Source organism: Bradyrhizobium sp. SUTN9-2 (genome assembly GCF_003122645.1).
GTDB classification, from domain to species: domain Bacteria; phylum Pseudomonadota; class Alphaproteobacteria; order Rhizobiales; family Xanthobacteraceae; genus Bradyrhizobium; species Bradyrhizobium yuanmingense.
The window spans coordinates 5,149,767-5,167,664 of sequence record NZ_LAXE01000001.1 but is presented as its reverse complement, the minus strand read 5'-3'; the positions used below and the strand labels follow the sequence as shown (position 1 = coordinate 5,167,664).

General features: G+C 65.1%; 17 protein-coding genes. 12 read left to right on the top strand and 5 right to left on the bottom strand.

The genetic code is table 11. The annotated features are described in order from the left end of the window. The first annotated feature begins 1 nt into the window (after position 1). From XF30_RS24015 to XF30_RS24005, 3 genes are all read left to right on the top strand, one after another. Positions 2-970, top strand: coding sequence for a branched-chain amino acid ABC transporter permease (locus XF30_RS24015; protein ID WP_036022655.1), 969 nt, complete (start codon positions 2-4; stop codon positions 968-970). Between the two features lie 157 nt (positions 971-1,127). After that, on the top strand, positions 1,128-1,772 hold the full coding sequence (locus tag XF30_RS24010) for a DUF47 domain-containing protein (RefSeq protein WP_036000836.1): 645 nt from the start codon (positions 1,128-1,130) through the stop codon (positions 1,770-1,772). 12 nt (positions 1,773-1,784) lie between these two features. Beyond that, on the top strand, positions 1,785-2,789 hold the full coding sequence (locus XF30_RS24005; RefSeq protein ID WP_036022657.1) for an inorganic phosphate transporter: 1,005 nt from the start codon (positions 1,785-1,787) through the stop codon (positions 2,787-2,789). Here the strand turns inward: XF30_RS24005 and sugE are convergent. Then, positions 2,782-3,096, bottom strand: coding sequence for a quaternary ammonium compound efflux SMR transporter SugE (sugE, locus tag XF30_RS24000; protein ID WP_036022660.1), 315 nt, complete (start codon positions 3,094-3,096; stop codon positions 2,782-2,784). The two genes, XF30_RS24005 and sugE, sit on opposite strands and share 8 nt — an antisense overlap. A 158-nt stretch (positions 3,097-3,254) precedes the next feature. Here sugE and XF30_RS23995 point away from each other — a divergent pair, with 158 nt between their 5' ends. The 9 genes from XF30_RS23995 (at position 3,255) to XF30_RS23955 (ending at position 13,033) form a co-directional block, all read left to right on the top strand. Continuing rightward, complete coding sequence (locus tag XF30_RS23995) at positions 3,255-4,877, top strand: peptide chain release factor 3 (protein ID WP_036034125.1); 1,623 nt, start codon at positions 3,255-3,257, stop codon at positions 4,875-4,877. A 57-nt stretch (positions 4,878-4,934) separates the two neighbouring features. After that, positions 4,935-5,912 carry an ABC transporter substrate-binding protein gene (locus XF30_RS23990; RefSeq protein ID WP_109144025.1) on the top strand — a complete coding sequence of 326 codons (978 nt, stop codon included), beginning with the start codon at positions 4,935-4,937 and terminating at the stop codon, positions 5,910-5,912. Between the two features lie 76 nt (positions 5,913-5,988). Further along, positions 5,989-6,567: a UCP034077 family protein gene (locus tag XF30_RS23985; RefSeq protein ID WP_036022667.1), complete on the top strand. Its 579-nt coding sequence runs from the start codon at positions 5,989-5,991 to the stop codon at positions 6,565-6,567. A gap of 70 nt (positions 6,568-6,637) precedes the next feature. Beyond that, a complete protein-coding gene (locus XF30_RS23980) occupies positions 6,638-7,222 on the top strand; it encodes an NnrU family protein (protein ID WP_109144024.1) in 585 nt (194 codons plus the stop codon). Positions 7,223-7,295: 73 nt separating this feature from the next. Further along, a complete protein-coding gene (locus XF30_RS23975) occupies positions 7,296-8,888 on the top strand; it encodes a class I adenylate-forming enzyme family protein (protein WP_109144023.1) in 1,593 nt (530 codons plus the stop codon). Between the two features lie 166 nt (positions 8,889-9,054). Next, positions 9,055-9,708, top strand: coding sequence for a tetratricopeptide repeat protein (locus tag XF30_RS23970; protein WP_036022675.1), 654 nt, complete (start codon positions 9,055-9,057; stop codon positions 9,706-9,708). 31 nt (positions 9,709-9,739) lie between these two features. Continuing rightward, positions 9,740-10,276: a hypothetical protein gene (locus XF30_RS23965; RefSeq protein ID WP_109144022.1), complete on the top strand. Its 537-nt coding sequence runs from the start codon at positions 9,740-9,742 to the stop codon at positions 10,274-10,276. Positions 10,277-10,397: 121 nt separating this feature from the next. Continuing rightward, a complete protein-coding gene (der, locus tag XF30_RS23960; RefSeq protein WP_109144021.1) occupies positions 10,398-11,780 on the top strand; it encodes a ribosome biogenesis GTPase Der in 1,383 nt (460 codons plus the stop codon). Further along, positions 11,777-13,033: a TCR/Tet family MFS transporter gene (locus XF30_RS23955; RefSeq protein ID WP_109144020.1), complete on the top strand. Its 1,257-nt coding sequence runs from the start codon at positions 11,777-11,779 to the stop codon at positions 13,031-13,033. The genes der and XF30_RS23955 overlap by 4 nt, the downstream gene beginning before the upstream one ends. Before the next feature lie 139 nt (positions 13,034-13,172). On the opposite strand, the gene XF30_RS23950 is transcribed toward XF30_RS23955, so the two are convergent. From XF30_RS23950 to XF30_RS23935, 4 genes are all read right to left on the bottom strand, one after another. Continuing rightward, the gene (locus tag XF30_RS23950; RefSeq protein WP_036000868.1) at positions 13,173-14,396 is read right to left on the bottom strand and encodes an ABC transporter substrate-binding protein; all 1,224 of its coding nucleotides are present in this window, start codon (positions 14,394-14,396) and stop codon (positions 13,173-13,175) included. 275 nt (positions 14,397-14,671) lie between these two features. Further along, positions 14,672-15,412, bottom strand: coding sequence for an SDR family NAD(P)-dependent oxidoreductase (locus XF30_RS23945; protein ID WP_109144019.1), 741 nt, complete (start codon positions 15,410-15,412; stop codon positions 14,672-14,674). A gap of 139 nt (positions 15,413-15,551) precedes the next feature. Beyond that, on the bottom strand, positions 15,552-17,075 hold the full coding sequence (gene purF, locus XF30_RS23940) for an amidophosphoribosyltransferase (RefSeq protein ID WP_109144018.1): 1,524 nt from the start codon (positions 17,073-17,075) through the stop codon (positions 15,552-15,554). Between the two features lie 29 nt (positions 17,076-17,104). After that, positions 17,105-17,734: a CvpA family protein gene (locus XF30_RS23935; RefSeq protein WP_036000794.1), complete on the bottom strand. Its 630-nt coding sequence runs from the start codon at positions 17,732-17,734 to the stop codon at positions 17,105-17,107. Positions 17,735-17,898 lie beyond the last annotated feature (164 nt).

Here is a 17,898-nt window from a genome sequence, read left to right as displayed (position 1 = left end):
GATGACAACCCTGACGGACGACACGCTTCCTGTGACCCCGCGCGCAATGCGCGACGAGATGATTGTATTCGCAGTGATGGCGCTGCTGCTCGCAGCGGTGCCGTTCACGGGCGTCTATCCGTTCTTCGTGATGCAGGCGCTGTGCTTTGCGCTGCTCGCCTGCGCCTTCAATCTGCTGGTCGGCTATGGCGGCTTGCTGTCGTTCGGCCACGCGATGTTCTTAGGCACGGCCGGCTATTGCAGCGCGCATGCGCTGAAGGTCTGGGCGCTGCCGCCCGAGCTCGGCATTCTCGTCGGCGTCGCCGCGGCGTTCGTGCTCTCGATCGTCACCGGCTACATCTCGATCCGACGCCAGGGCATCTATTTCTCGATGATTACGCTGGCGCTGTCGCAGCTCCTGTACTTCATCTATCTCCAGGCCCCGTTCACCCATGGTGAGGACGGCATCCAGGGCATCCCACAGGGACGCATGTTCGGCGTGCTCGATCTGTCCAAGCCGACGGTGCTGTACTATGTCGTGCTGGTCGGCTTCCTCGCCGGCTTCCTCCTGATCTTCCGCATCATCAACTCGCCGTTCGGCGAGGTGCTGAAGTCGATCCGCGAGAACGAGCAGCGCGCGATCTCGCTCGGCTACCGCACCGACCAATACAAGTTCCTGGCCTTCGTGCTGTCGGGGACGCTCGCCGGCCTTGCCGGTGCGCTGAAGGTGTTCGTGGCGCAGAACGCTTCGCTCACCGACGTGCACTGGACGATGTCGGGCGAGGTCGTGCTGATGACGCTGGTCGGCGGGCTCGGCACCGTTTTCGGTCCCGTGGTCGGCGCCTTCGTGATCATCGCCATGCAGCAATATCTGGCCGGCTTCGGCCAGTGGGTGACGGTGATCCAAGGCGCGATCTTCGTGGTCTGCGTGCTGACCTTCCGCCGCGGTGTCGTCGGCGAAATCGCGCATTACTTCCGGCGTTCGCTCTAAGTAACTGATATTGCATCAATTTCATTGATGCATGAAAGCGGTGGATGATCCGGCTCCGCGGGCGTGAGGCGACACGCGCGCGGATCGAAAATGGTCTATGACAGTTTTGTGACAGCCCTTGCGGGCCTGACCATTTTCCAACCGGTAGTTTGTCCCCATGATGCGATGGTTTCGTGCGTTCCTGCCCAGGGAAGAGCGGTTCTTCGACCTGTTCGACCGCCATGCCCAGACCGTGATCCAGGGCGCGGTCGCGCTCCAGGGCATGCTCAACGGGGGCGAGGAGACGCCGGTCTATTGCCAGCGCGTCAACCAGTTCGAGAACGACGCCGACAATATCACCCGCGAGGTGCTGACGGCGGTGCGCCGCACCTTCATCACCCCGTTCGACCGCGGCGACATCAAGAACCTGATCACGTCGCTGGACGATGCCATCGACCAGATGCAGCAGACGGCCAAGGCCGTGATGCTGTTCGAGGTGCGCAGTTTCGAGCCGCCGATGCGCGAGATCGGCGGACTCTTGATCGAATGCGCCAATCTGGTCGGCCGTGCGCTGCCGCTGATGCAGGAGATCGGCAAGAACGTCGCCATGCTGACCGCGATCACCGAGGAGCTCGGCAAGCTCGAGGGCCGTGTCGACGATCTCCACGACATCGGCCTGAAGGAGCTGTTCCTCAAGCATCGCGACGGCAATGCGATGGACTTCATCGTAGGCGTCGAGATTTACGACCATCTCGAGAAGGTCGCCGACCGCTTCGACGACGTCGCCAACGAGATCAACAGCATCGTCATCGAGCAAGTGTAGGGCAGGGCCGCCGTGGATGCTGCGTTGGCTTTTCCCGTCCTGGTCGGCTTGATCGCCGTCGCTCTGCTGTTCGACTTCCTGAACGGCCTGCACGACGCCGCCAATTCGATCGCGACCATCGTCTCGACCCGAGTGCTGCGGCCGCAATTCGCGGTGTTTTGGGCCGCGTTCTTCAATTTCATCGCGTTCCTGGTGTTCGGGCTGCACGTCGCCCAGACCATCGGCACAGGCATCATCGATCCCGCGGTCGTCGACGCCCAGGTGATCTTCGCAGCCCTCGTCGGCGCCATCGTCTGGAACCTCGTGACCTGGGCGCTCGGCATTCCATCGTCGTCGTCGCACGCGCTGATCGGCGGGCTAGTCGGCGGCGGCTTGGCCAAGGCCGGTATTTCGGCTGCGGTGTGGAGCGGCCTGTCCAAGACCGTGCTGGCCATCGTGCTGTCGCCGCTGGTTGGCTTCCTGCTCGCAATGGCGCTGGTTGCGATCGTGTCCTGGGCCTCGGTGCGCTCGACGCCGTTCGCGGTCGACCGCGCCTTCCGCATCCTGCAATTCGTCTCCGCTTCGCTCTATTCGCTCGGCCATGGCGGCAACGACGCGCAGAAGACCATGGGCATCATCGCGGTGTTGCTCTATTCGCAGGGCCATCTCGGCAGCGAGTTCTCGGTGCCGTTCTGGGTGGTGCTGTCGTGCCAGGCGGCGATGGCGCTGGGCACGCTGATGGGCGGCTGGCGCATCGTCCGCACCATGGGCCTGCGCATCACGAAATTGACCCCGATGCAGGGCTTTTGCGCCGAGACCGGGGGCGCGGTGACCCTGTTCATGGCGACCTACCTCGGGGTTCCTGTCTCGACCACCCACACCATCACCGGCGCCATCGTCGGCGTCGGCGCCGCCCGCCGCGTCTCGGCCGTGCGTTGGAACGTCGCAAGCTCCATCGTCTATGCCTGGGTGATCACGATCCCGGCCTCAGGCATCGTGGCCGCGCTGACCTGGTGGGTGGTCCAGCTCGTCAAGTGACGAGCTTCAGTCCGATGATGCCGGCGACGATCAGGCCGATGCTGGCGAGGCGGAAGGCCGTCGCCGGCTCGCCGAACAGAACCATGCCGAGCGTCGCGGTGCCGACCGCGCCGATGCCGGTCCAGACCGCATAGGCGGTTCCGACGGGCAGGGATTTGAGCGCAAATCCGAGCAGGATGACGCTGCCGGCCATGGCCGCGAGCGTGACCGCGGACGGGACAAGCTTGCTAAAGCCCTCGGTGTATTTCAGGCCGATGGCCCAGGTGATCTCGAGGAGACCGGCGACGAACAGGATGCTCCAGGCCATGACGACCCTCCATTCAAGGCAGGGTCGTCCCCGCGGCTGGTGTGCTGATGGGCAGGGAGGTCGTCCTCCCAAAAGGGGGATATGGGGCTGGCCGGAAACCTTCGCAATCACCAAATGAGGCTTGATCAGGCCCGTTTTCCCTGCCACACGCTCCCGCCATGTCCGACATCGCCGCCACCACAGCCGAATCGCCGGCCCGTTCCCCGCTTGCCGCCGAGGTGGCGAGGCGGCGGACCTTTGCGATCATCTCCCATCCCGACGCCGGCAAGACCACGCTGACCGAAAAGCTGCTGCTGTTCGGCGGCGCTATCAACCTCGCCGGCCAGGTCAAGGCCAAAGGCGAGCGGCGCAACACGCGTTCGGACTGGATGAAGATCGAGCGCGAGCGCGGCATCTCGGTGGTGACCTCGGTGATGACCTTCGAGTTCGAAGGCCTCGTCTTCAACCTGCTGGACACGCCGGGCCACGAGGACTTTTCGGAAGATACCTATCGCACGCTGACGGCGGTCGATTCCGCCGTGATGGTGATCGACGCGGCCAAGGGTATCGAGGCGCGCACCCGAAAGCTGTTCGAGGTGTGCCGTCTGCGCGACATCCCGATCATCACCTTCATCAACAAGATGGACCGCGAGAGCCGCGACGTGTTCGAGCTGCTCGACGAGATCGAGAAGACGCTGGCGCTCGACACCACGCCGATGACCTGGCCGGTCGGCCGCGGCCGCGACTTCCTCGGCACCTATGACGTCGTCAATGGCGGCGTGCGCCTGCTCGAAGGCGGCGGCGCCAAGACCGGCGCGGCGCTCGAGATCGAGATCGAAGAGCTCGCCAAGCTCAACGCCAATCTCGACGTCTCCGCCGTGAAGGACGAGCTCGAGCTCGTCACCGAGGCGTCGAAGCCGTTCGAGCTGGACGCGTTCCGCGAGGGACATCTGACGCCGGTCTATTTCGGCAGCGCGCTGCGCAATTTCGGCGTCGGCGACCTCCTGGAGGGTCTCGGCAAGTTCGCGCCCGAGCCGCGCGCACAGGACAGCGACCAGCGCAAGGTCGAGGCCACCGATCCGCGCATGAGCGCCTTCGTGTTCAAGATCCAGGCCAACATGGATCCCAACCACCGCGACCGCATCGCGTTTGCGCGCCTGTGTTCGGGCAAGCTCAGCCGCGGCATGAAAGCCAAGCTCGTGCGCACCGGCAAGAGCATGCCGCTGTCGAGCCCGCAATTCTTCTTCGCGCAGGACCGCTCGGTCGCGGACGAAGCCTTCGCCGGCGACGTCGTCGGCATTCCCAACCACGGCACGCTGCGCATCGGCGATACGCTGACCGAGGGCGAGGATTTCAACTTCGTCGGCGTGCCGAGCTTCGCGCCGGAAATCGTCCGCCGTGTCCGTCTCACCGACGCGATGAAGGCGAAGAAGCTGAAGGAAGCGCTGCAGCAGATGTCGGAAGAGGGCGTGGTGCAGGTGTTCCGCCCCCGCGACGGCGCCCCGGCGCTGGTCGGCGTGGTCGGCGCGCTGCAGCTCGATGTGCTCAAGGCCCGGCTCGAGGCGGAATATTCGCTACCGGTCGAGTTCGAGGTCAGCGAGTTCCAGCTGGCGCGCTGGGTCTCCTCGGAGGACCGCAAGAAGCTCGACAGCTTCATCGCCGCCAATAATTCGAGCATTGCCGACGACGTCGACGGCGATCCCGTCTATCTCGCCCGGAACGAGTTCTACCTCGGCTACACCAAGGAGCGTGCCGAGGGTATCGAGTTTAGCAACGTCAAGGACGTCAAGAAAAAGGGGTAATGTTTCCCAGACGTTCTCCGTGATGCAGGACGGCAACGCATAGCGAGGTCGACGGTCATGAGGCGGCGCGAATTCATCATGCTCGCTGCAGGCGCGGCGGCCTATCCGCTGAGCACATCCGCGCAGGGGAATGTGCGGCGGATCGGTGTGTTGGCGGGAGGTAGGGCGAGCGATCCGGAGAGCCAGGCCGGCTACCAGAAACTGAGACAGCGTCTGGGTGAACTCGGTTGGGAACAGGGGCGCAACATCCATATCGAGTATCGCTGGTGGGCCGGCGATCCGAATGTCGCCGATGCTCAAGCGGCTGAGCTCGTGAAGTGGGGGCCGGATGTGCTTCTGGCAATCGGCACTCCCTCTGTGGAAGCCCTGAGGCGACGCGCGCCGACCTTGCCGATCATCTTCACGGTCGTTGCCGATCCCGTGGGTGCCGGTTTCGTCCAAAGTCTGGGCAAGCCGGGCGGAAATATCACGGGGTTCACGACCTTCGAGCCTGAAATGGCGGGCAAGTGGCTGCAATTGCTCAAGCAGGCGGCACCCGCGATACGGAGGGTTGCCGCAATCTTCAATCCGCGAACGGCGCCCATGATCTTGATGCCATCCGTGCAGGCGGCCATTCCGGCAGTCCAGCTCCAGCTCGTTCCGGCGCCGGCGCACAACGCCGCCGAGCTCGAACAGGCGATCTCCCGCTTTGCAGAGCAGCCAGACGGCGGGCTGCTGATCTTTCCCGACGCATTTCCACTCGTTCATCGGCAATTGATTCTGAACTTGGCGGCCGCGCATCGTCTGCCGGCGATGTATCCGTTCCCGTCCTTCGTCACGGACGGCGGGCTGATGTCTTACGGAGTCTCGATTACGCAGCTCGTCGGTCGCTCGGCGGATTATGTCGACCGCGTCTTGAGAGGAACCCGTCCCGCAGACTTGCCAGTCCAACAACCGAATGAATTCCAGTTCCTGCTCAATCTCAAGACAGCCAATGCGTTGGGGCTGAATTTACCGCCCACGCTGGTGGCGCAAGCGGATCAGATTGTCGAGTGAAGCGAACCATCGCGGCCAGCCTTGAAGCTTTCATAGCCGTCGCCACCTGTTGCAAATGCCATTGCGGTCCCGGTACATGTGGCGCTGCATTCTTGTTCTTGCCTTGCTGGCAATGACCTCGATCGCCGCCGACGCGCAGCGACGCCAGATCAATCCGATTCCGTTCGCGCACGAGCCTTGCAGCGTGCTCGACGGCGAGCCCTGCACGCCATCCTATTGCAGCCCGCTCGAGCCCGGCCCCTGTATTCCCGAGATCGACTACCCTTACGGCCAGAACCTCCAGCTCACGATCGAGAGCGTGCCTGCCGAGGCCGACCGCGCCAAATACCGGAAGCCCGATCACGATCTCGACACGATCGGCGACCTCTTCGCCGCGCTGCGCAGCTGCTGGTCGCCGCCATCGGACCATGCGCGCGCAGGCATGCAGATGTCGGTGCGCTTCAGCTTCAACAAGACCGGCGGCCTGATCGGCCCGCCGCGCCTCACATACGCGACTGCGGGCGTGCCGGCGGACACCCGGACGACCTATCTGAATGCCATCAATGCATCGCTGAAGGCCTGTCTGCCGCTGAAATTGACCAGCGGGCTCGGCGGGGCGTTGGCCGGGCGGCCCATCGCGATCCGTTATGTCGACAATCGGGAGCTCGGCAAATAGCGCGCGAGTTGCGAGCATCGGCCGATCGATGATACCTCAGTGGCGGGGGCTGCTTTGCGGGGAGGATGTCGTGGGTCTGCTGGTCATGATCCTGGGGCTGGTGCTGTTTTTTGCATCCCATATTTTCACAACCAGACGGAAGGCGCGCGCGCAGGCGATCGCGAGGCTGGGCGAGGGGACCTACAAAATCATCTATTCGCTGGTCTCGCTGGCGGGGCTGGTGCTGATCATCTGGGGCTATGCCCATTACCGCAGTTCCGGCTGGATCGACGTCTGGTATCCGCCGAAGGCGATGAAGCACATCGCGCTGGCCTTGATGCTGCCTGCAGTCATCCTCGTGGTGGCGTCCTACATGCGTGGCCGCGTCTATGCGACGCTGAAGCATCCGATGCTGGCCGGCATCAAGCTGTGGGCGGCAGCGCATCTGCTCGCCAATGGCGATCTCGGCTCCATCGTCCTGTTCGGCTCGTTCCTCGCCTGGGCGGTCTATGACCGCATCTCGCTCAAAGCTCGCACCGACGCCGGCGCCCCGCCGATTCCGGTCGGCGGCCCCACCAACGATCTGATCGCGGTCGCGGTCGGCGTGGTCGCCTATCTGGCCCTCGCGTTCGCGTTCCATCCGGTGGTGATAGGCGTGCCCGTGATCGGGGTCTAGCCGATCGGCGCAAGACGGGGCTCGCCTGACCGTGCGGGGAAGATAACGAGAGCAACAAGCCGAGGGCATCCCGATGGACTGGTCGCAATCTCAGATCCCGCCGATGCGGCTCGAAGCGCGCTTTGGCGAGCGGGTGGTGCCGGCATTTTGCGATCGGCCGTCGAGCCTCTGGGCGATGATCGCGGAGGCGCGCGGCCGCAATGCCGATGGCGAAGCCTTGATCTGCGGCAATGTCCGTCTGAGCTGGCGGCAGGCAGCGGAGCAGGCCGCGCGGATCGCTGCGGGATTGCGTAAGCTCGGATTGCAGCGTGGCGATCGCGTCGCCATTCTGCTCGGCAACCGCATCGAATTTCCGCTGCTGCTGTTTGCCGCCGCGCATGAGGGGCTGGTGACCGTGCTGCTCAGCACGCGCCAGCAGAAGCCGGAGATCGCTTATGTGCTCGCCGATTGCGGCGCGAAGATCCTGATCCACGAGGCCTCGCTCGCCGAGCGACTGCCCGACGCAAAGGACGTGCCCGATGTGATCCATCGCATTGCCATTGATGACGATGCCGCGCGGTCGAGCTTCTCTTCGCTCGCCGAAAACGCTCCGGCATCGGCACCGATCGAGGTGAGCGAAGAGGACACCGCGATGATCCTCTACACCTCCGGCACCACGGGCAAGCCGAAGGGCGCGATGCTGGCCCATTGCAACATCGTCCATTCCTCCATGGTGTTCGTGTCCTGCCTGCAATTGACGGAGGTCGATCGCTCGATCGCAGCTGTGCCGCTCGGCCATGTCACCGGCGTAGTCGCCAACATTACGACCATGATCCGCTGCGGCGGGACGCTGATCATCATGCCCGAGTTCAAGGCCGCCGATTACCTCAAGCTCGCCTCGCGCGAGCGCGTCACCTACACGGTGATGGTGCCGGCGATGTACAATCTCTGCCTGCTCCAGCCCGATTTCGACGGCTATGATCTCTCGAGCTGGCGCATCGGCGGTTTCGGCGGCGCGCCGATGCCGGTCGCCACCATCGAGAAGCTCAAGGCGAAGATTCCGGGCCTGAAGCTGATGAACTGCTACGGCGCGACCGAGACGACCTCGCCCTCGACCATCATGCCGGGCGAGCTGACCGAGCGCCATATCGACAGCGTCGGTCTGCCGTGTCCCGGCGCGCGTATCGCTGTGATGGGCCCGGACGGGCGCGAGCTGCCTCCCGGCGAGATCGGCGAGCTCTGGATCCAGAGCGCCTCCGTCATCAGGGGCTACTGGAATAACCCGAAGGCCACCGTCGAAAGCTTCACGGGCGGATTCTGGCATTCAGGCGATCTCGGCTCGGTCGATGCGGAAGGCTTCGTTCGCGTGTTCGACCGGCAGAAGGACATGATCAATCGCGGCGGCCTGAAGATCTATTCGGCCGAGGTCGAATCCGTGCTGGCCGGCCATCCCGCCGTGGTCGAGAGCGCGATCATTGCCAGGGCTTGCCCGGTGCTGGGCGAGCGCGTCCACGCCGTGGTGGTGACGCGACAGCCGGTGACCGATACGGACCTGCGCGCCTGGTGCGCCGAGCGCCTGTCCGACTACAAGGTTCCCGAAACCATGGCGATCACGACAGACCCCCTGCCGCGCAACGCCAACGGCAAGGTACTGAAGCGACAGCTGCGGGAGCTGCTGGGAGCTTGAGCCGGGCAGGGGCATCCGGGGATGTCCCGGGTGGTTAACGCCTTGATCGGGCTCGCTTTGCCTTGCCACCGCCATATCGTTAGGCTACCTCGCCGCCACACGGGGACGGGATTCCTGACGCGAACGCTTTGGCGCGCGCACCCGGACGGGCATGGGATTGGCATAAGTGTCTGAATTATTTGACGAAGTCAACGAGGAAGTACGTCGCGAACAGTTCAAGAAGCTGTGGGACAAGTATTCGATCTACTTCATCGCGCTGATGGTGCTGATCGTCGCCGGCGCTGGTGGCTGGCAGGGTTATAGGTATCTGGAGGCCCAGAAGGCCGCCGCGGCCGGCGCCGCTTTCGAGAAGGCCGCCGAGCTGTCCGAGCAGGGCAAGCACGAGGACGCCGAGAAAGCCTTCACCGAGCTCGCCGCCAAGGCGCCGTCCGGCTATCGCACCCTGGCGCGGCTGCGTGCTGCGGCCGAGGCCGCGAGCCGCGATCCCAAGGCGGCCGCGAAGATGTATGACGACATCGCCGCGGACCGCAGCATTGGCGGCGAGTGGCAGGATCTGGCCAAGATCCGCGCCGCGGGGCTCCTGCTCGACAGCGCCGGCTATGCCGACATCCAGCAGCGGCTGGAAGCTTCCGCCGCGCCGAAATCGACCTTCCGCCACACCGCCCGCGAGATGCTGGCGCTGTCGGCCTGGCGTAACAACGACATGACTGCAGCCCGCAAATGGCTCGAGGCGATTGACGGAGACGGCGAAACGCCGCCCGGCCTGCGCTCTCGCGCCGAGGCGCTCCAGGCTTTGTTGCCACCCGTCGCCAAAAGCTGACGACGGTTCTCTGACGTAACGAGACACCAAGATGCGCCGCACGCCACGCTTGATCGCAGCCGCCGTCCTGATCGCCTTCACCGGCGCCCTGGGCGGCTGCTCAAGCTTCGATCCGAGCGATCTGCTCGACTTCCTCGACACCAAGAAGAAGCTGCCGGGCGACCGCAAGCCGGTCTTCCCCGAGGGGGTGCCGGGGCTCGAGCAGGGCGTGCCGAGGGATCTCTACAAAGGCGCACAGCAGCAGCAGCCCGACCCGAACGCACCTGCCGTCGCGGCCCTGCCTGCGGAGCCGGAGCCGGCCAAGCCGGCAAAGGGGGCCAAGGCAAAGAATACCAAGCAGTCCGCCGCGCCGGCCGAAGCACCCGTCGGCGAGGTCGACGGCGAGGCCCAGCCGGAGGCAGCACCAGCGACGTCCGCTCCGCCGCCCAAGCACAAGATCGTCCGCAGGCGCACCACCGCGCCGCCGCCGGAGCAGCCGACCCAGCAGGCGCAGCCGGCCAAGCCCCCGCAGCAGCAATCGCAGAGCGCCTTCCCGGCACCGCTGCCGAGCGGCAGCTTCTCGCGCTAGAGCATGATCCGGACCCGGAGGGCCGAGCGCAAAGTGTGAAGCGGTTTTCCGAAAAGATCATGCTCAAACAATATTTCCCGTTGCATTGACAGGCGCAGCCTCGGCAGCGCACGAATGACCGATGTCCTTCACGATCGCCATCATCGGCCGGCCCAATGTCGGCAAGTCGACGCTGTTCAACCGCCTAGTTGGGCAGAAGCTCGCGCTGGTCGATGACCTGCCGGGCGTCACCCGCGACCGCCGCGAAGGCGAGGCCAGACTCGGTGATCTCCGCTTCACCATCATCGATACCGCCGGCCTCGACGAGGGCGCCAAGGGCTCGCTGACCGCGCGCATGCAGGAGCAGACCGAGACCGCGATCGCGCAGGCCGACGCGCTGTTCTTCGTGGTCGACGCCCGCATCGGCCTGACGCCGACCGATCGCGCCTTCGCCGATTTCGCCCGCAAGGCCGACAAGCCGGTGCTGCTGGTCGCCAACAAGAGCGAGGGCAAGCACGGCGATGCCGGCGCAATGGAAGCATTCGCGCTCGGCCTCGGCGATCCCATCCAGATCTCGGCCGAGCACGGCGAGGGCATGGGCGAGCTCTACGATGCGCTGGCCAAGCTGATGCCCGAACCCGTCGAGGAAGACGACGATGAGGACGACGCGCCGATCTCCGAGGAAGAGGCGGCCACGCGCCCGATTCGGGTCGCGATCGTCGGCCGGCCCAATGCCGGCAAGTCGACGCTGATCAACCATCTGCTCGGCGAGGAGCGCCTGCTGACCAGCCCGGAGGCCGGCACCACGCGCGATTCCATCGCAGTCGAGATCAACTGGAAGGGCCGCGATTTCCGCGTCTTCGACACCGCGGGCCTGCGCCGGCGCTCGCGCATCGAGGAGAAGCTGGAAAAGCTGTCGGTTGCGGACGCACTGCGCGCGGTGCGCTTTGCCGAGGTCGTCGTGCTGATGATGGATTCGCAGAACCGCTTCGAGGAGCAGGACCTGCGCATTGCCGACCTGATCGAGCGCGAGGGACGGGCGGTCGTGCTCGCCGTCAACAAATGGGATCTGATGGAGACCAAGGGCGGCGGCGCGATCTCCGGCCTGCGCCGCGATGCCGATCATTGGCTGCCGCAGGTCAAGGGCGTGCCCATCGTCGCCGTCTCGGGCTTGATGGGCGAGGGCATCGATCGCCTGATGCAGGCGATCCAGGACGCCTATGCGATCTGGAACAGGCGCGTGCCGACCTCGGCGCTCAATCGCTGGTTCGAGCAGGCGATCCAGGCCAACCCGCCGCCGGCGGTCTCCGGCCGCAGGCTGAAGCTGAACTACATCACGCAGACCAAGGCCCGGCCGCCGAGCTTCGTGCTGTTCTGCTCGCGCGCGGACGCCGTGCCGCAATCCTACTTGCGCTATCTCACCAATTCCATGCGCGAGACCTTCGAGCTGCCGGGCACGCCGGTGCGCATCACACTGCGCGAGAAGGCCAATCCCTTCGCGCACAAGCGCAAGCGGCCATCGTGAGCGACGGTGCCGGCGAGGCGGTGGTGCAGGACGCAGCGCCGGCCCCGCGCGGCGCGGTCGCCTTCATCTTCGTCACCATCCTGCTCGACATGGTCGCGCTCGGCGTGATCATGCCGGTCCTGCCGAAGCTGATTGAAAGCTTCGTCGACAACGACACCGCACATGCCGCGCGCATCTTCGGCCTGTTCGGCACCGCCTGGGCCTTGATGCAGTTCGTGTTCTCGCCGGTGCTTGGTGCGCTGTCCGATCGTTTCGGACGCCGGCCGGTGGTGCTGCTGTCGAATTTCGGGCTCGCAGCCGATTACGTCTTGATGGCGCTGGCGCCGTCGCTTGTGTGGCTGTTCATCGGCCGCGTGATCTCCGGCATCACCTCGGCGAGCATCTCGACCGCCTTCGCCTATATCGCCGACATCACGCCGCCGGAACGGCGTGCGGCGGTCTTCGGCCGGATCGGCGCGGCCTTCGGCGCCGGCTTCATCTTGGGGCCAGCGCTCGGCGGCCTGCTCGGCGATATCGATCCGCGCCTGCCGTTCTGGGCCGCGGCGGCCCTGAGCTTCGCCAACGCGCTCTATGGCCTGTTCGTGCTGCCGGAGTCGCTTGCGCCCGACAAGCGCGCGCCGCTGCGCTGGCGCAGCGCCAGTCCGCTCGGAGCGCTGCATCTGCTGCGCTCCGACGCGCTGCTTGCCGCGTTGTCGATCGTCAACTTCATCGCGCAGGTCGCCCATGTCGTGCTGCCCTCGACCTTCGTGCTCTACGCGACCTATCGCTACGGCTGGGATGCCAAGACGGTGGGCTTGACGCTCGCCATGGTCGGCATCTGCGCCATGGTGGTGCAGGGCTTTGCGATCGGCCCCATCGTGCATGCGCTCGGCGAGCGCAACGCGCTCCTGCTCGGCCTCTGCTGTGGCGCGATTGGATTCGTGGTCCTCGGCGCTGCGCCGACCGGACCGCTATCCTGGCTCGGGATTCCCATTCTGGCGCTGTGGGGCATCTCTGGTGCCGCCTCGCAAGCGCTGATGACGCGGCTCGTCACGCCGGATCAGCAGGGCCAGCTGCAGGGCGCAACCGCGAGCGTGCAGAGCGTGTCGCAGCTCGTCGGCCCGTTCCTGTTCACGCTGACATTTTCCTATTTCATCGGCGCCAGCGCGCCGCTGCATCTGCCCGGCGCCCCGTTCCTGCTCGCCGCGGTGCTGATGGTGGTGTGCGTGGCGATCGCGGTGCGGTCGCTGGGTGCGACCAGGACAGTCTCGTAGGGTGGGTTAGCCTCGCGGTTCGCGCGAAGCGCAAACCGCGAGGCGTAACCCACCTCTTTCATTTCCGCGGAGGCGGAAGAGGTGGGTTACGCCAGCGGACTGCGCTTTGCGCAGCCGCATGCTAACCCACCCTACGATCCTACTTCTTCACCAGCGGGCAGTCGCTGTCCTTGAGCGGCTTGGCCGCATCTTCCGGCGCGATGGTGGCGACCAGCTTGTAATAGTCCCACGGCCCCTTCGACTCCTCGGGCTTCTTCACCTCGAACAGATAGGCGGGGATGAGGCGGCGTCCGTCCTGGCGCAGCGGGCCCTTGCCGAACAGCGGATCGTCGGTCGGTAGCTCCTTCATCTTGGCGACGACCTTGGCGCCGTCACGCGGATTGCTGCCGAGCGCTTCCATCGCCTTCAGGTAATGCAGGATCTCGGCGTAGAGGCCCGCAACCGTCATCGAGGGCATCGAGCCCTTGGGCGAGACCTTCTGGAAACGCTTCGACCATTCGCGGGTCTGGTCGTTGAGGTCCCAGTAGAACGACTCGGTGAAGGTCAGGCCCTGCGCGGTCTTCAGGCCGAGCGAGTGCACGTCGTTGATGAACAGCAGCAGCGCGGCGAGCTTCTGGCCGCCCTGGACGATGCCGAACTCGGCGGCCTGCTTGATCGCGTTGGTGGTGTCGCCGCCCGCATTGGCAAGGCCGATGATCTTGGCCTTGGAGGACTGCGCTTGCAGCAGGAAGGAGGAGAAGTCGGCCGTGTTCAGCGGATGCTTGACGCCGCCGAGCACCTTGCCGCCGGTCGCCGTGACGACCGCGCCGGTATCACGCTCCAGCGCATGGCCGAAGGCATAATCCGCGGTGAGGAAGAACCAGCTGTCGCCGCCCGCCTTGGTCAGCGCCTTGCCGGTGCCGTTGGCGAGCATGTAGGTGTCGTAGGTGAAGGACACGGTGTTGGGCGTGCAGGCCTTGCCGGTGAGGTCGGCGGTGGCCGCACCCGAATTGAGCAGCACCGCATTCTTTTCCTTGACGAGATTGCTCACCGCGAGCGCGACGCCGGAGCTCGGCGTGTCGGCGATGGCGTCGACCTTGTCGGCGTCGATCCATTGCCGGGCGATGTTGACGCCGATGTCGGGCTTGTTCTGGTGATCGCCGGAGAGCACCTCGATGGTCCAGCCCTTGGCCTTCAGGCCGGAATCCTCGACCGCCATCTTCACTGCCGCCACCGAGTTCGGGCCGCCGATGTCGGCATAGAGGCTCGACATGTCGTTGAGCACGCCGATCTTGATGGTCTTGTCTTGCGCGAAGGCGGATGTGGCAAAGCCGAAAGCGGCACAGGCCAGAAGAGCCGCGGCGCGGCGTGCGGGCATCGTCATAAAGGCTTCCTCCATTGTCACATATGCGGACGGCTCTCTTCGGGAGCCTTATTCCAATTGACGCTCTACCGTGTCCCATGGCCGACGGCAATGCACCTAAAGCCGGATGACGCTGCGTCGTAGCGTCATCCATCGGTTAACTTTTGGGCAAAATGCGTTGAGACGCTATTTCAGCGCGTTCGATGTCGGCTTGAAATTCTAAATGTGCTTTCCGGTATCGAACTCGGCGGTACGGACATTACCGCCGGCATGACGTCCAAGGCGTCGGAGGGCAATCAGGCCGGCGCGCGGAAGCTCATCAGGGTGCGGGTCTTGTAATCGTAGAATTTGCCGGTCTCGGTCCAGTCGGGCGCGCACAGCGGCACGATGAATTCTGCGACCTGCTCGGGCGTGTCGAGCATCGCCGGATCCTCGCCGGGCATCAGGGTGGCCCGCATGCGGGTGCGCACCGGGCCCGGATTGAACAGGTTGACGCGCAGCTTCGTGTTTGCGGTTTCCTGCGCCCAGGCACGTGCCAGCGTCTCCAGTGCGGCCTTGGAGGCCGCGTAGGGGCTGACGTAAGCGGTGGCCTTGTTGGCGGCACCCGAGGTGATGAACACGGCGCGGCCGGCATCGGACTGCTTCAGCAGCGGTTCCATGCAGCGGATCAGCTGGAAGTTCGCGGAGACGTTCACCGCCATCACGTCGTTGAAGGTCTTCAGCTCGATATGGCCGATCGGCGAGGAGGGGCCGAGCACGCCGGCATTGCCGACGAGGATGTCGAGCTTGCCGTAGCGCTCGTGCAGGCCGGCGCCGAGACGCGCGATGCCGTCGGAATCGGTGAGGTTGAGCGGCACCAGGGTGGCACTGCCACCCTCTTTCCGGATCTCGTCGTCGAGCTCCTCGAGCCCTCCTTGCGTACGCGCGGTGGCCACGATATGCGCGCCGGCTTTGGCCAATGCGATTGCGGTGGCAAAGCCGATGCCGCGCGAGGCGCCGGTGACGAGAGCGATACGGTTGGCGAGAGGTTTGGTCATCGTCGAATACTTCCGTCATGCCCGGGCTCGTCCCGGGCATCCACGTTCTTTGCGGCGGGTATTACAGACGAAGATGGCCGGGACAAGCCCGGCCATGACGAAAAGAAGTCTCCGATGAGCCCCCGGGGACGATCCTTGGTCAGCTCGCCTCCGCCAGCAGCGACAATTGCCGCGGCTGCGGCTCGGTCTGGGTCTGGTCGGTGAGGTGGGTCGGATAGACACCGGTGAAGCAGTGATCCGCAAACTTCGGATTGGCGGGGTCGCGGCCCGGCTCGCCCATGGCGCGGTACATGCCGTCGATCGACAGGAAGGCGAGCGAGTCGGCGCCGATGAGCTCGCGCATCTCCTCCAGCGAATGCGTCGCAGCCAGCAGGCCGCCGCGATCGGGCAAGTCGATGCCGTAATAGTCAGGGTAAAGGATCGGTGGCGAAGCGAGGCGGAAATGCACCTCCTTGGCACCGGCATCGCGCATCATGCGCACGATCTTCTTCGAGGTGGTGCCGCGCACCAGCGAGTCGTCGATCAGGATGATGCGCTTGCCTTCGATCGCGGCGCGGTTGGCCGAATGCTTCATGCGCACGCCGGATTCGCGGATCGCCTGCGTCGGCTGGATGAAGGTGCGGCCGACATAATGGTTACGGATGATGCCGAGCTCGAACGGCACGCCGGAATGCTGGCTGTAGCCGACCGCGGCCGGCACGCCGGAATCCGGCACCGGCACCACGACGTCGACCGGAACGTGGCTCTCGCGCGCCAGCTGCGCGCCGAAATTCTTGCGCACCTCGTAGACCGAGCGGCCGTGCACGATGGAATCCGGCCGCGAGAAGTAGATGTATTCGAAGATGCAGGGGCGCGGCGCCATCGGCGGGAACGGCTTGTGGATGTCCTGGCCGTTCTCGTCGAACACGATGACTTCGCCGGGCTCGATGTCGCGCACGAAGCGGGCGCCGATGATGTCGAGAGCGCAAGTCTCCGAGGTCAGGATCGGGCAGCCGTCGAGCTCGCCGAGCACCAGCGGGCGGATGCCGCGCGGATCGCGGGCGCCGACCAGCTTCTTGTTGGTCAGCGAGACCAGCGCATAGGCGCCCTCGATCTCGCGCAGCGCGTCGATGTAGCGCTCGATGAAGCGGACGCGCTTGGAGCGCGCCACCAGGTGCAGGATCACCTCGGTGTCGGAGGTCGATTGCATCATCGCGCCGTTCTTGACGAGCTCGCGGCGCAACGTCAGGCCGTTGGAGAGGTTGCCGTTGTGAGCGACCGCGAGACCGCCGGCATTGAGCTCGGCGAACAGCGGCTGCACGTTGCGCAGGATGGTCGCGCCGGTCGTGGCGTAGCGGACATGGCCGACCGCGACATTGCCGGGCAGGCGGTCGATCACCTCGCGGCGGGAGAAGGTGTCGCCGACGAGGCCGAGGCGGCGTTCGGAGTGGAAGCGGCTGCCGTCGTAGGAGACGATGCCGGCGGCCTCCTGGCCGCGGTGCTGGAGCGCGTGAAGGCCGAGCGCGGTGATGGCGGCCGCATCAGGGTGGCCGTAGATGCCGAAGACGCCGCATTCCTCGCGCAGCGTATCGCCTTCCAGATCGTCCTGAAGCTCAAGCGCCGCCGGGCCTGGACCGGCGTTTGGATCGAGATCAAGCAGGGCGTCCTGGTCAGGGTGTCGCATCTCGTTCTCGCCTCTCTTTTGGGGCCCTATCAACGCGCCGCAGGTTTCTCGATCAGCTTTTTCATGCCGTCACGAGCCGACTTACTGTACCCGTCGCCACTGCCCGAAGGCTGCTGCTCGGATTCAGCTTGATCATCATCTGGTTTGTTTTTCTTGAATCTCTTCAAGATGGTGTTCTCGGGGTCGTCAGGCAAGAGGGCCATCAGCCAATCGCCGGTTCCCTGCAGCACGACGCGGGACTTGGCCCCGCTGACCCAGTCGGGGCGCTGCTTGTCCGGCACCAGCCAGGTGAAGAACAGGAACGCGACCACGACGATCAAAAGCCCGCGAGCCAGCCCAAACAGGAAGCCGAGGGTCCGATCCAGCGCGCCGATCCGCGAATCCAGGATCATGTCGGAGATCCGGACCGTGATGACGGAGACCACGACCAGGGTGCCGATGAACACGCCGGCCACGACGACGACGCTCGCCACCGTGTCGTTGTTGAAATAGGTCTTGGCGGTCGGCAGCAGCTTCGAGAACGAATACAGCGTCACGATCGCCGCGGCACCCCAGGCCGCGATCGACAGGATTTCGCGCATGAAGCCGCGAACCATCGCGAGCAGGCCCGAGATCAGCATCACACCGAGCAGGATCAGGTCGAGAATGGTTACTGGCATCGGCTGGTCTGGTCCGCTCGTACTTCAAAGGTGCTCTAGCGAATCGGTGCTTGGCCGCTGCCCTAAAAGAAGGGCAGACGGCGTTCCCGGCAAGGCCGCAACCACGCAATCCCATGCTGCTTTTGTGACGGCTGTATAGCGGCGGAGGCCTCCGGCGTCACCTC